Origin of the sequence: Lysinibacillus sp. FSL H8-0500 (assembly GCF_038051955.1) — a bacterium.
GTDB lineage: Bacteria > Bacillota > Bacilli > Bacillales_A > Planococcaceae > Lysinibacillus > Lysinibacillus macroides.
The window spans coordinates 2,674,857-2,688,229 of record NZ_CP150292.1; the positions used below are offsets into that span (position 1 = coordinate 2,674,857).

General features: G+C 38.2%; 16 protein-coding genes. 8 read left to right on the forward strand and 8 right to left on the reverse strand.

From position 1 onward, the window contains the following. Window positions 1-50: 50 nt before the first annotated feature. Window positions 51-209, reverse strand: coding sequence for a hypothetical protein (locus MHB44_RS12835; protein WP_341299479.1), 159 nt, complete (start codon window positions 207-209; stop codon window positions 51-53). 454 nt (window positions 210-663) lie between these two features. Between MHB44_RS12835 and MHB44_RS12840 the strand changes: the two genes are divergently transcribed. Next, on the forward strand, window positions 664-1,689 hold the full coding sequence (locus MHB44_RS12840; RefSeq protein WP_341299480.1) for an S-layer homology domain-containing protein: 1,026 nt from the start codon (window positions 664-666) through the stop codon (window positions 1,687-1,689). Between the two features lie 57 nt (window positions 1,690-1,746). Here MHB44_RS12840 and MHB44_RS12845 read toward each other — a convergent pair whose 3' ends face one another. Beyond that, window positions 1,747-2,610: a LysR family transcriptional regulator gene (locus tag MHB44_RS12845; protein WP_341299481.1), complete on the reverse strand. Its 864-nt coding sequence runs from the start codon at window positions 2,608-2,610 to the stop codon at window positions 1,747-1,749. Window positions 2,611-2,723: 113 nt separating this feature from the next. On the opposite strand from MHB44_RS12845, the gene MHB44_RS12850 reads away from it, so the two are divergent. Then, window positions 2,724-3,275 (forward strand): flavodoxin family protein, encoded by a 552-nt coding sequence (locus MHB44_RS12850; protein WP_341299482.1) that lies wholly within the window; start codon window positions 2,724-2,726, stop codon window positions 3,273-3,275. A gap of 41 nt (window positions 3,276-3,316) precedes the next feature. Here the strand turns inward: MHB44_RS12850 and MHB44_RS12855 are convergent, their stop codons facing one another. After that, window positions 3,317-3,739, reverse strand: coding sequence for a pyridoxamine 5'-phosphate oxidase family protein (locus MHB44_RS12855; RefSeq protein ID WP_341299483.1), 423 nt, complete (start codon window positions 3,737-3,739; stop codon window positions 3,317-3,319). A gap of 237 nt (window positions 3,740-3,976) precedes the next feature. Here MHB44_RS12855 and MHB44_RS12860 point away from each other — a divergent pair, with 237 nt between their 5' ends. Next, the gene (locus MHB44_RS12860; RefSeq protein ID WP_341299484.1) at window positions 3,977-4,606 is read left to right on the forward strand and encodes a YitT family protein; all 630 of its coding nucleotides are present in this window, start codon (window positions 3,977-3,979) and stop codon (window positions 4,604-4,606) included. Window positions 4,607-5,149: 543 nt separating this feature from the next. Here the strand turns inward: MHB44_RS12860 and MHB44_RS12865 are convergent. Beyond that, entirely contained in the window at window positions 5,150-5,785 is a 636-nt protein-coding gene (locus MHB44_RS12865; protein ID WP_341299485.1) for a 50S ribosomal protein L25/general stress protein Ctc, read from the reverse strand. A gap of 125 nt (window positions 5,786-5,910) precedes the next feature. Then, window positions 5,911-6,615, reverse strand: coding sequence for a YjjG family noncanonical pyrimidine nucleotidase (locus MHB44_RS12870; RefSeq protein WP_341299486.1), 705 nt, complete (start codon window positions 6,613-6,615; stop codon window positions 5,911-5,913). A 191-nt stretch (window positions 6,616-6,806) separates the two neighbouring features. Here MHB44_RS12870 and yfkAB point away from each other — a divergent pair, with 191 nt between their 5' ends. From yfkAB to MHB44_RS12885, 3 genes are all read left to right on the forward strand, one after another. Continuing rightward, on the forward strand, window positions 6,807-7,919 hold the full coding sequence (gene yfkAB / locus MHB44_RS12875) for a radical SAM/CxCxxxxC motif protein YfkAB (RefSeq protein WP_053994588.1): 1,113 nt from the start codon (window positions 6,807-6,809) through the stop codon (window positions 7,917-7,919). Between the two features lie 90 nt (window positions 7,920-8,009). Continuing rightward, complete coding sequence (locus MHB44_RS12880) at window positions 8,010-8,177, forward strand: hypothetical protein (protein ID WP_161804063.1); 168 nt, start codon at window positions 8,010-8,012, stop codon at window positions 8,175-8,177. Between the two features lie 160 nt (window positions 8,178-8,337). Beyond that, on the forward strand, window positions 8,338-9,600 hold the full coding sequence (locus MHB44_RS12885; RefSeq protein WP_053994587.1) for a S1 family peptidase: 1,263 nt from the start codon (window positions 8,338-8,340) through the stop codon (window positions 9,598-9,600). 64 nt (window positions 9,601-9,664) lie between these two features. Here the strand turns inward: MHB44_RS12885 and MHB44_RS12890 are convergent, their stop codons facing one another. The 3 genes from MHB44_RS12890 to MHB44_RS12900 form a co-directional block, all read right to left on the reverse strand. Next, window positions 9,665-10,006 (reverse strand): DUF3221 domain-containing protein, encoded by a 342-nt coding sequence (locus tag MHB44_RS12890; RefSeq protein ID WP_341299487.1) that lies wholly within the window; start codon window positions 10,004-10,006, stop codon window positions 9,665-9,667. Between the two features lie 75 nt (window positions 10,007-10,081). Beyond that, on the reverse strand, window positions 10,082-11,074 hold the full coding sequence (locus tag MHB44_RS12895; RefSeq protein ID WP_341299488.1) for an LLM class flavin-dependent oxidoreductase: 993 nt from the start codon (window positions 11,072-11,074) through the stop codon (window positions 10,082-10,084). A 74-nt stretch (window positions 11,075-11,148) separates the two neighbouring features. Beyond that, window positions 11,149-11,574: a hypothetical protein gene (locus MHB44_RS12900; RefSeq protein ID WP_341299489.1), complete on the reverse strand. Its 426-nt coding sequence runs from the start codon at window positions 11,572-11,574 to the stop codon at window positions 11,149-11,151. A 337-nt stretch (window positions 11,575-11,911) separates the two neighbouring features. Between MHB44_RS12900 and MHB44_RS12905 the strand changes: the two genes are divergently transcribed. Together MHB44_RS12905 and MHB44_RS12910 are read left to right on the forward strand one after the other, a co-directional pair. Then, complete coding sequence (locus MHB44_RS12905; protein WP_341299490.1) at window positions 11,912-12,430, forward strand: sigma-70 family RNA polymerase sigma factor; 519 nt, start codon at window positions 11,912-11,914, stop codon at window positions 12,428-12,430. After that, window positions 12,423-13,313 (forward strand): DUF3298 domain-containing protein, encoded by an 891-nt coding sequence (locus tag MHB44_RS12910; RefSeq protein WP_341299491.1) that lies wholly within the window; start codon window positions 12,423-12,425, stop codon window positions 13,311-13,313. The genes MHB44_RS12905 and MHB44_RS12910 overlap by 8 nt, the downstream gene beginning before the upstream one ends. Window positions 13,314-13,373 lie beyond the last annotated feature (60 nt).

The following is a 13,373-nucleotide window of genomic DNA, read 5'->3' on the forward strand; positions in this document are numbered from 1 at the left end:
ATGGATAGCGGACAACTTTCATGATGCCCGCTAGCATTTTCTACAATGGCTTATATTTTATTTTTTCGAATAAACTGTCGCCAGCTTATCCAGAAAAGAATAAACATAATTCCTGCTCCTATAGAATCTGTAAGCATCCATAGTATCGCGAGCATTAGAAAAATCACCATTGGAAGAATTGTCAGCTTGAAATCATCTGTCTCTTTCATACACTCACTCTTCTTTCTTCATAGATATTTTGTTTCCCTTAGGAAAAATATATGCTATAAGTTAAAATAATTCAACCCTTTTATAAAAATTTCTTTTTTAAATTTTTTTTCTAGGCGGAAATCCTGTAAGTTTAGTGTCCCTACATCCTCTAATTAAAATTCTTGAAAGTCTGAAGTGGCACTGTGTTTATCCGTCTCTTCTAAGCCTCTATCTGTCAATTTTCTCGAGCTATCCGTCCTTGCACAGACTCCCTACATTTTTTGTTCTACCGCTGCGCTCTATCCATTACTTGGCTCGGGCTATCCTTCGCTCTTCCCTTTCTATCCACCTTTGCTCGGATTCCTTACAACTCTTTGCTATGCTCCCCCGCCTTCGCCAAAAGACATTTGCAGTTTCTATCCATTTCCTGCAAACTATTACATAGAACATGTAAGAAAGGATGAGGCTGACGATATGAAAAAACTCGTAGGTATCTTATTTTTTATGCTGCTTGCAGGCAGTGTGAGCAATGTACAGGCTGCTGGCTTTAAGGATGTCTCAGAGGAGCATTATGCGTATGAGGCGATTTTGTGGGCAGAGGAATATGATATTGTGAATGGTTTTACAGATGGGACGTTTAAGCCAAATGCAACGATTACAGAACAGCAATTGGCAAAGCTGCTTGCTAATTTTTATGAGCTGGAGTCACCGATTGAGGAGTTAGACAAGCAGACACCTGCTGCCAATTGGTCTGATGACTATTATGATCAACTCGCTAGCTATAGCGTTCCATTAAATGGTTATTTTGATAATCGTATTCGTGCGGCTACTGTTAAACGTGGCGTTGTGGCACAGGCGATTGCCCATTTAGCCAGCGGGAAAAAAGACTTAAATCAATCTATTCAATTTTTACTCGATTATTATATTTCATCAGGGCAAAACCCGAAGTATGAGGATCGAAATTTACAAAAATTCTACGGTGTAGCAAATAATATTACCCGCGCCGAGGTGGTTACAATGCTGTATCGTATGGACGAGCGCAATTTTTATGAAATTTCGGAGGATGCACAAGCTAGCCATGATAATGCCAATCAGCTAGCATTAAACACCCGTGCCAAAAATGCACAAAGCCAGCTTGATCCATCTCTGCAAGTCTCAGCACCTAGTACAAGCGCTTGGGAGGGAATCTACACGTATTATTATAAATGGGGCAAGGGAGCGAATGATTTTAACCGACGTGATGCCGTTATCACCAATGCCACAAATAAGAATTTTGGCATTTCTCTAACAGCAAATGATGGGAAGGCCTCAGGCAGTGTTCAGGGGACTGCTACCATCACAAGTAGCAATAAAGCATTAATGAATACGTCTGCGAATGGTAATCGCTGTGTGATTGAGTTTGAGCGTTTATCCAATAATGCGCTCAAAGTAACAGAGATTGACTGTCGTGCAGAGCGCAATGAAGGCACAAATTATTCAGGTACGCTGAAAAAGCAATAACTATAAAACCGCATGACATCAAGTGGAAAAGCTTTGATGTCATGCAGTCCATTTACTTTAAGGTCGATACCCCTGCTTTGCTATTGTAATAAAATCTTGAAGGACTGGCTGCACATGTTTATCTTTATGCCAAGCAATATCTGTATGAATTGGCGCTAGTATAAAGGAAAGTGGGTATTCGATCAATTCGCCATTGTGTAATTCCCTTTCTACCACCATTTTAGGTAGATAGGTAATGCCTAATCCTGCTATGACACATTGCTTAATTGCTTCAATACTGGCAAATTCAATTACTTGTTGTGGCATAACTTTTTCCTGCTGTAAATATGTTTCTAATTGATTTCGATAAGAGCAGCCCGCTTCCGTTAACAGTAATGTTTCCATGGATAATGGCTGTCTTTTATGATTGAAAGCACACACAAAAACAAGCTGTTCTTCCGTTAAATGTTCTCGTTGTAGCATGACAGTTTCTTGGTAGGTATCTGTAATAAAAGCAATATCTAATGCGCCTGTTTGCAATAATTCTTTGGCAATTTCAGTCGTATGTACAGGCTTAAAAATAATTTTTACTTGTGGATATGCTTGCTGAAATTGCTGTAAAATACTAGGTAAACGATAGACACATTGGCTTTCCTGTGCGCCCACCTTTAATACCATTTGCTCCTGCTCATTACGCATGGCCTTTTTCATTGTCTGCTCTAGCTCTACCATTTTTTGAGCATACTGCTGTAGATGCTTGCCCTCCTCTGTTAGGACAATGCGTTTGCCAAGCCGTTCAAAAAGCAGGACACCTAGCTCTTGCTCCAATGCTTTGATTTGAGCCGTTATGCTTGATTGAGCATAGTCCAGACGCTGGGCTGTTTGTGTAAAGCTTAGGGTTTTAGCTGCGATTAAAAATGTTTGGAGCTGCTTACTATCCATTGCTCCCCTCCTCTATTCAATTTTTTCGATACATTTTATCGAAACATTCAGCTTTATCGATAATAAAATTCAGTTTACACTAGAGGTAACTTAAAAGAAAGAGGCGAATCCATATGAACATTACGGCATTTATTGGCAGCTCCAGAGCCCACAGCAATAGTGAGCACTTAACAGATGTTGTACTAGAAGGCATTACCTATAAAAAATTATACTTAAAGGATTTACACATTGAGCCTATTACCGATTTACGTCATGATGCCCATGGCTTTCAATTGGTGGAGGATGATTATGACCAAGTAATTGAGGCGCTGCTTACAAGTGATCTAGTTGTGTTCGCTACACCGATCTATTGGTACAGCATGTCCGGTATCATGAAAAATATGGTAGATCGCTTTAGCCAAGCCATTCGCGATGAACGTTTTCCACAGTTAAAGGAAAAGCTCACAACAACAGAAGCCATTGTCTTGGCTGTTGGTGGTGATAACCCTACCGTCAAAGCTTTACCAATGATTCAGCAATTCCAATATATCTTTGATTTTATTAAAATGCCGTTTACGTTTTATATTATCGGGGAAGGTAATAAGCCTGGGGATATTGCCAATGATAAGCAAGCACTTGCACAGGCAGCTATTCTAAATAAACAATTAAAAGCTCGTACGCTATAAATTCATTAGAAAACGACCTAAAGCCTCTTAGGTCGTTTTTGTTACGCTTCATTTGAAAAGGTTAACTCTTTCGGCGGCTCTCCTTTTTTATTCATGAGGCGCATACGAAGCGGTTCAATTTTTAAGGTTACCATGTCGTCTTGATTGCCAATCAATAGACTTGTGAAAAATTCAGCTACTTTATTTTTTAAACCTTCTTCCTCTACTTCTGTTAGCCTGCCCTCTATTTCCACATACGTATCGCCAAAGCCACCATTGTCATAGCCATATAAAATATGGACATATGGATTTTTACGAAGCTCTGCCATTTTCTCAGAATGCTGATTAGTAACGGTATATAAAACAAAATCTTTATGCTGAAATGTCATATAACGAGAATGCGGTTTGCCATTTTCCACTGTTGCCATTGTACCTATTTTTTCTCGATTTAAAATTGCTAAAATTTCCTCGCGTACAGAAGTCATTTCATCCCATCCTTTCCTCTACATGTTTAGTGTACCCTCCTCTCTCAAAGCTCAACCGTTTTTTTTGAAAAATGTGAAATGACAATTTTCGGGCAGATAAGGAATGTCCTGCTATAATACGTTATTGGACAACAAGAATTTTCGTATAAAGTGAATCTTTAGTCAGTAAATCGAGATCTTACAGCCTCGCTTTCGGTACAAAAAAGATGCTCATACGGGATCAATGAGGGGTACATAATGAAACAAGCTTTTTTATCACGCTGTATATTTTTTATCACAGGAATTTTCGTTTTATCGTTTGGCATTACATTAACGATTAAAGGGCAGTTTTTCGGTGTTGGCTCTTGGGATGTACTGCATATTGGCTTAACGAAAACAATCGGCTTAACAATCGGCACATGGTCTATTTTATTAGGGCTTACCATTTTAGCCTTTGATATGCTGATAACAAAAAAATTTCCATTACCAGGAACTTTTATAGATATGTTTTTAGCAGGTATTTTTATTGATGTGTTTAACTACTGGCTACCTGACATTCATGGCTTTTGGCTGCAACTTTTTGCTTATATAATCGGATTAATTTTATTAGGCTGGGGCTGTGGTATGTATATGGTTGCCAATTTAGGCATTGGCCCCCGTGATACGTTAATGTTAATGATGGTGCATAAGCTAGGCTGGAGTGTAACACGCGCTCGTACAACAATGGAGGTAACGGTTGCGATTGTCGGTGTTTTACTCGGTGGACCACTTGGCATTGGTACAGTATTCATGGCTTTTGGACTTGGACCAATTGTTCAATTTGCGATCGCTTTTAATGAAAAACTATTATGGCGATGGACAGGTGTAAAAACGGCAATCGTTTCCTAAAAACAATGTTTTTGTACATTGTATAGTGGAGATAAATACGTAAAAAAAATAAATTACTAAACTATGCATGATGTAAGCCGCTATATGGCTATGCAATAATGCAAAAAATCGAAGAAATGAGCGCGGGCAGTGTCAGAAATGCAGCGGGTGCGATGTAAGGAACTATTGTAAATTTACGGAAATACAAACGAATAACACCTGTTCATGCAGAGGATGCACAACGTATTTTATGCAACATGCGAGCAATTGGGACATAATCACTTTCATCTGGTTCATGCTTTTGTATGAAGACAGCAGCCTGCCGTGTATTTTTTCAATAGCAAACATGCTTATTTCACACCAGATTTATGCGATAAAGAAGGCGTTGTTTTCCTTTTTGCTTTTTATTTGAAACATCTTTGCTCTTATGCGCTTTTCCCGCTATCGTTCTTACCCGCTATCGTTCTTAATAGTAGCCTGTATTGTCTACCTCATCGCATATATGCGCTATCGTAAAATAAAAAAGCGAGCAATCAACATTTTGATAATTGATTGCTCACTTTCTTATGCTTGTGGCTCGGCTGTATTTTGCCCTGTCGCTTCGATCACTTCCGGTGTCTCATCGACTGTATCATCTTCCTGTACATTTTCCGCAGGTGGTGGTGTAATTGTCACTAATGTATAGTCATCCTCCTGCAAAATTTCAAATGGCAACTGCTGACGGATATCACCCACATAGAGCGAAGTGCCAATGGCAACATTGGTAACATCAATATCAATTGCCTCAGGAATTTCTGTTGGCTTCACTTTAATGCGTACCTCACGATTTGGCTGTAGCAATAAGCCACCATCCGCAACACCAACAGCATCACCTATAGGATTGACTGGCACATCTACTTCTAGCTCCTCTGCCATATTAATGGATTTAAAATCGACATGCTTGACATTGCCCTTTAATGCACAGCGCTGCACCTCTGTTAACACAGCATTGACACGCTGACCCTCCAGCTCTAATTGAAACACACCATTCGTTCCATACGTAGCTAGCATTTTAGCAAATGTACGCGCATCTAAAGAAATGGCTGTTGAGGTCATTTGAAAGCCATAGACAACACCAGGTATAGCTCCATCTTGTCTAAGCTGTGTTAAAGATGAACGACGCCCTTTTTGACGTTGTTGAACGGTTAAAACCATTGTCATTATATAATTCCCCTTTCAAAGAACGAGTCTTATAAAAGGTTTTGCCTGTTCTCATGGTTTTTATACCTATCAGAAAAAAAGCAGCTCTTTTGCCCATCCTCGAGCGCAAAGAAACTGCCTTATTTTTAATACTGGGGCACCTTATGGCTGAGTAAGCCATGTAGTTCATGTAAGGCGGTAATTTCATAATGTGGTGTAATCGTACTTGTATTTTCTATATTATGAATATTAAACCAGCATGTATCAATGCCTGCCTGTAAGCCACCTTTTATATCTGATGTAAGGGAATCTCCAATAATTAAGGCCTTATCCTTTTGGAAACGCTCAATACGCTCAAATACATAGTCGAAAAAGGCGGGCATAGGCTTTTGATAGCCTGTTTGCTCTGATACAAAAATGCCTTTAAAATAGGGCGCTAGCTTGGCATCTGTCAGTCGTTTATTTTGTGTAATCGTTACACCGTTTGAGACAACATATAAATCGTAATGCTCTGCTAAATGCGCAATTACCTCATAGGCTCCCTCTACATATGGATGTGCCTGCTGCAAATATTTTTGAAAAACCGTTTCCACATAGGCACCATCCACCTCAAAGCCAAATTCTTTTAAAGCAACGGCAAAGCGTGTGTTATGGAGGGTATTTTTGGTGATCTCCCCACGCTCAAAAGCCCGCCACATGGAGTCATTAATTTCCTTATAACGCGCAATCATGGCTGGTGTAGTCGCTATATTTTCCTGCTGAAACACTTGAGCCAGTGCCGCATTTTCCGCTACATTAAAATCTAATAACGTGTCATCCACGTCAAATAATAGTGTTTCATACTTCGTCATAGTTATTCCCACTTTCTTCGAAACATTGTGACTTTTACTCTATTTATCATAACGTTTTTTTAGAAAAATAACAGTAAAATGACCTACTGTATTGACAACTATTGAAATCCTTCTCCTTTTTTCTTTATTCATATTTAAAATTATCAGTGAATATGAGAAAATAGAATGCTAGAAAGGAAGATGTACGAAAGATGACAACCTTACAAAAAATGACGCCTATCTTTGATCCATGGGAGGCTTATTTAGATGTTGAGCAGCATGGACAGATGACACTGTCAAATATTGAGTTTACCACAACAACACTTTGCAATATGCGTTGTGCACATTGCGCTGTTGGTTATACATTGCAACAGAAAGACCCCGAAGCACTGCCAATTGAGCTAATTTTACAGCGCTTAGATGAAATCCCTCATTTAAAAACGATTAGCATTACAGGCGGCGAACCGATGCTAAGTAAAAAATCTGTGCAAAATTATGTATTGCCACTATTGAAATGCGCATATGCGCGAGGTGTACGCACACAAATCAACTCCAACCTAACATTGGAGCCAGCGCGTTATTTACTGATTGCGCCTTATTTAGATGTGCTCCATATTTCCCATAACTGGGGAACAATTGATGAGTTTGTAGAAACAGGCTTTGCGATGATGGAGCGCAAACCGACATATGACCAACGTGCAGCTTTATTCCAACGCATGATTACTAACGCTCAAATGCTAGCTGAACATGGCGTGATGGTCTCTGCTGAAACGATGCTTAATAAAAAAACATTGCCTTATTTAGCCCATATTCACCATCAAATTATTCATGAAATGAAGTGTGCACGACATGAGGTGCATCCCATGTACCCATCCGATTTCGCCAGCTCGCTGACATCATTATCATTAGATGAAACGCGGGCAGCGATTCATCACTTATTAGATATTCGCGATGAACAAACATGGATGCTATTTGGCACACTGCCATTCTACCCTTGTAGTACAAACGAGGAAGATCAACGCCTATTACAACGTTTACGCTCAGCGAAAAATGTCACAATGCGTAATGATCCAGACGGTCGCTCACGCTTAAATGTCAATATTTTCACAGGCGATGTGATTGTCACAGACTTTGGCGATACACCTGCACTTGGCAATATCGCCCACGATACATTACCTGCCATTTTTGACAAATGGATGGCAAGCGATTTGGCAAAATCATTAAACTGCCATTGCCCAGCCGTCAAATGCCTTGGTCCAAATGTGCTTGTCAAAAATATGTACTATCAAAACACCAACTTTACAAGCGGCTCGGCTCAGGTTTAACAATTACGATAGACAGCTCTGCTCTTTTGGGAAATAACTTTTTGCCAAAGGAGTGGGCTTTATTTTTTATCAGGAAGGGTAGGTGTATATATGAAAATTAACATTATATTGCTTGCTTTTTTAACACTTTTATTGGTTGCTTGTCATGATGGGCACAAACAGCCAAATAACAAGCAAACAGCCATTGTCAAAAAAGAGCCGTTTACCTTTACAATAATGAGTGATAAGCAGGTATATACTAAGTTATACAAGATTTAATATCGCAAAAACCACCTCAATTGAGCAGATAGAGAGGTGATAGTTATAAAAATAAGTAGAACTATTTAATTTATTCACAATACACATTGAGTAATTTAAATATATTTGGTAAAATATATATACAATGAATTATTTAACCATATTTGGAGGTGTTAATTTTATGAAATTAAAATCAATACTAGTAGTTTCGTTGTTTCTACCTTTCTTACATTCTGGTGTAGTTAGTGCGGAAAATGATTTATCTACTAACATTGTTGAAGAAAAAAACTTTAGAGAGGATTTTGGACTTAATTCTGATACTAGCTTTGTCAAAAACGTAATGGAAAATCCTAATTCTAAAAAGACATTTGGTGTAGCTCTAACAGATACTGAAGAAAAAGAAATGCATAGACGCATTAAAATTCAAGAGGAATATATCCCTAAGATAAAAAATATAATTAAAGCAAACGAAGCAATAGATATTATATATATTGATCAAAAAAATAACGGAAAAATCAAAGTCGGATTTAAAAATATTAGATCTCGGAACACTCAGAATGCTATTAAACAAATTCAAGAAGAGTTTGGAAACGAAGTCGAGGTTTTTGAAACAGTATACAGTGAAGAAGATTTAGATAACTATAATAAACAAGTATGGGCTGCAAAAGATGAATTGTTGAACCAAGGAATCGATTTAATTATGGTTTCTACAGATATAATAAATCAAACTGTAACAATCGGAATCGCAAAAACAACTAAAGCAAATGTGGATTTTATTAAATCCTACTTTAAAGGGATGCCTATATCTATTACAGAAGTTACAGACCCACCCACTGATACAGCTGTAAGAGGTGGTGAAGAAATCATATCTACAAATAATCGAGGCTGTTCCATTGGTTTTGGTGCTAAAGATAGTTCAGGTCAATACTATGTTATTACAGCAGCACATTGTAGTAGAATACAAAATACATCAACGGGTGGCTGGGTCTATTTGTCTGGTCAAGGTTGGAATTATAATGGAACATATCTTGGTCATGCAAGTTCACGTTGGAGTTACTATGGTATGTCAGATGCTATGGGAATCGCAGTTACAAATGTAACGGTTAAAGAGATGAATCTAAATGGTGGATTGCGAACTATTAATGGCTTTCAGAATTCGTCTAATGATGTTGTTGGTCAAGTAGTTTGCAAAACTGGTCATACAACTAAGGTAACATGTGGAAAATTAACAAGTAGAAACGTAGGTTATAGTGTTGATGGTTCTACATTTTTCAATCTACGTGGTGCGACTGCAACAAATACTAAGGGAGATAGTGGTGGTACAGTTTATTCAGATTATACTGTACTTGGTATAGTAAAAGGTGCTGCACCTGGATATCCATTGGTATATTCACATGTTGGAAACATTGCAAATGATTTAGGTATAACTCCAACTACTAAGTAAATTTGACAAACAAATTATTCCGCCTTAAATCTATTTAAAATATTTAAGGCGGAATTTTAATCTTTTAATCATCAATCACTTTAATATCTTTAGCAGTTCCCGAAGCTGGAGAGGATTGATCAATAGGACCTGTTGTATAAGATACTTTATCACCGATTTTTATATGTTCAATTTGTTTATTCGTTACGGTTAACCAAATAGCTCCCATATCTCTTAAGTCTTCCATTGAACTGTTTAATGCCTCATCCTTACTCTCACTATGAACAACTAATAATCGAGTAGTACTTTTTTCTTTGACATAGCCTATTTCACGCTCTTCCAATGTCACTTCATTTGTGTCATTGGAACACCCTACTATCAAAAGCAATATCATCATTGTAAAAATTAAAAAACATAACCTTCGCATAGTTTACCTCCTCTCAACTCCAACACGTTCTCTCTCAAAAAGCCGTATTTCCACAACGAAATACGGCTTTTTATGTTAGAGCAATTCCTTCGCCAAAAATGTATAACAATTTAAGCGGCTTGCAAGCTCATATTGATTGCAGTTTAGCATGACTTCATCAAAGCCATAGTGCTCTTGCTCCGCGCTTAGAAACGTAGCAATATCCTTTGGTGTACCCACAAGATTGGCTTTACGATTATTAGCGATGGTTAATTTATCCATTTCCGATAATGGATAATCCTTCGCCTCTTCTGGTGATATGGATTGAATAATTTGCCCCTTCATAAGCTGTAAGCGAGAAATATCAATAGGCTTTGCCAAATATTCTGCCTCTTCTAATGTGGGTGCAACCGTTGCCGCATAGGTCACAATGATTTGTGGCTTTTCCATATAATAAGAAGGCGTAAAATGATCTTTATAGGCATCAAAAATATCCTTTGACATATTGCCTGTGAAAAATTGTGCATAGGAATAGCCTACGCCAAGCTGCCCTGCCTGCATCGCACTTTGGCCACTTGAGCCTAGTAGCCAAGCCTCTGGTAAGGCGATTTGAACAGGTGCTGCGACCACTTGATCATAGACATGTTCACCTGTTTTTTGATTATTCATCAGCTTTAAAATGATTTCCAGCTTATCATATTGCTCCGTGAAACGTTGTCTTCTTCCCTCTGCTAACGCATAAATAGCGGCAGGATCACCACCTGGAGCTCTCCCTACACCAAAGTCAATACGATTTGGTGCGAGTCCTGCTAATGTCTTAAAAACCTCTGCTAGCTTATAAGGCGAATAATGCATCATCATCACACCGCCTGTGCCAACGCGAAGACGTTTTGTTTTTGCAGCTAAAAAAGCAGCGGTTACCTCAGGAGCTGAGCTTGCCAGTGATTGACTATTATGGTGTTCTGCTAGCCACATACGATGGTAGCCAAGTTCTTCCCCTACTAGTGCCAGTTGTTCTGTACGTTGAAAGGCTTCTTCTGCTGAATGGCCTTTTGGTATTGGCATTTGATCTAAAATACTTAACTTCATTCAAAACACCCTCTCTATCTATAGGCTCCTCCTTTACTGTAATATAGTTTGCCTTATTTACAAAGCAAAAAACCTTACTCGTAAGCTAGTTGTTTCATTTCCCATGTTTGATAGACCAGACCAACGAGCTGTTGTTTTTGTACTGTACTTAGCACGGTATCATTAAATTTCATCCCACGTAGTGAAAATTGCTCTGTATGCTCATTCACTACAAATTGTAAAATGGCGTGCCCATCTTTCCCTTGAAATAGAATATCGCCCGATAATTCCACAACATGTTCCCCTGTTTTAGCTTCATAGTAACGCCAGTAAGGTTCAAAGAAAGCATAGTTAAAGGCATTACGCACTTTAACATCTGAAAAGTTTTCTAAATAGCCCTCTTTCACCATTTCAATATACGCATGATCTGTTATATCTTTTTGTGCATTAAAGACGTAGCCTACAAGCACGCCCATAAACACTACACAAAGAAATATACGGATATGATTGCCTAAACTCATGTGATTCACGTCCCCTTTACGTCCAAACACTGTTAATATCATCATACATCAAAATATATACTTAAAGTAGAAAATATTTGATTATTATAGAGATTTTACACACTTATTAGGTTTCACCTGATGGTAATTTATCTTTTTTCTATTCATTACGATGAATGAATGATTTATGACCATTCTATTAGGATAGACAACTACATATGACTATTTTTCATTATTCCCATGTGGTAGGCAAAAACTCATCCTACCGTTTTTTAGAAAGCATTAACTTTTTCCTGCCCTTTGTACGTCTAAGTTAATGTATACAATTTGATAATGTGAAAAAGGAGCTTCTTTGGACATGAAAATAAGAAATGCATTTCAACACGAAGAGGTGTTTGTCCAATTTATTCGTGAACAAAAAGAGCGCTTTTACTTGCTCGCCTATAGCTATACCAAAAACGAACAGGACGCACTGGATATTGTACAGGATAGTATTCAAAAGGCCATGCTATCATTAGATCGCCTTGAACATGTTACTTATATGAAAAGCTGGTTTTATAAAATCGTTGTCCGTACAGCGATTGATTTTTTACGCAAGCATAAACGCTTACAAGTGACAGATGATGATACATTGCAATATTTAACCCCTGCCCAAGAGGATGTTTATGAAAATATTGATTTGGAGCATGCATTAGACGAGCTTCCACAAATGTATCGAGAGGTGATTATTCTTCATTACTTTGAGGATTTAAAGCTCGCAGATGTTGCCCAGATTCTCGATATTAAGCTGAGTACAGCCAAGTCGCGTCTTTATAAAGCACTGAAACTGTTGAAAATACACCTGGGAGATGTGAAGGGAGAAAGTACCCATGGATAAAAAATTACAGGATTTAGAAAAACACTATACAGAAATTCCGATTCCAAAGGAGCTAGACAGCGTTGTAGAAAATGCGCTAAAGCAAGGTCGCAACAAGAGAAAAAGACGTACTCCACAATGGCTGCTCGGTACAGCCGCTGCGGCAATGCTATTTACCGCTAGTTTAAATATGAGTCCTGCCATGGCACGGACACTCTCAGAAATTCCTGTTGTGGGGAGTGTTGTGAAGGTTTTAACATGGACAGAATATAAGGTGGAAGAAGACGGCTATGATGCCACTATTCAAGTACCTTCCATTGAAAACTTAGAAAATCAAGATCTTGCACAGATATTAAATGAAAAATATCGCGCACAAGGAAAGGCATTGTATGAGGAGTTTATCGCTGAAGTTGGTGATTTAAAAGCTAATGGGGGTGGTCATTTAGGTGTTGATAGCGGCTTTGAAGTTAAAACAGATAATGAGCAAATTTTATCCATTGGTCGTTATGTTGTAAATACCGTTGCCTCCTCTTCAACAGTGATAGAATACGATACCATTGATAAAGAACATGAAATTTTACTTACCTTGCCAATGCTTTTTAAAGATCAGCAATATATTGATATTATTAGTGACAATATTAAAGAGCAAATGCGTACGCAGATAGCCGAATCGAATCAGGAAAAAATCTATTGGGTGAAAGGTGCTGGCCTAGCGGATGAAGAGCTGATGGAGGAATTTACGACTATTAAGCCTAATCAGCAATTTTATATTTCTGATACTGGTAAGCTTATTATCTCCTTTGATAAATATGAAGTAGCACCGGGCTATATGGGTGTGGTGGAGTTTGAAATTCCAACCGCTATCCTAAAGGAAAATCTTGTTAGTATGACGTATATTCATTAATACAGGGAACTAGGGACGCTTTGTAACAAGCGTCTCTTTTTTGCTTATAAAGCTGGTGTT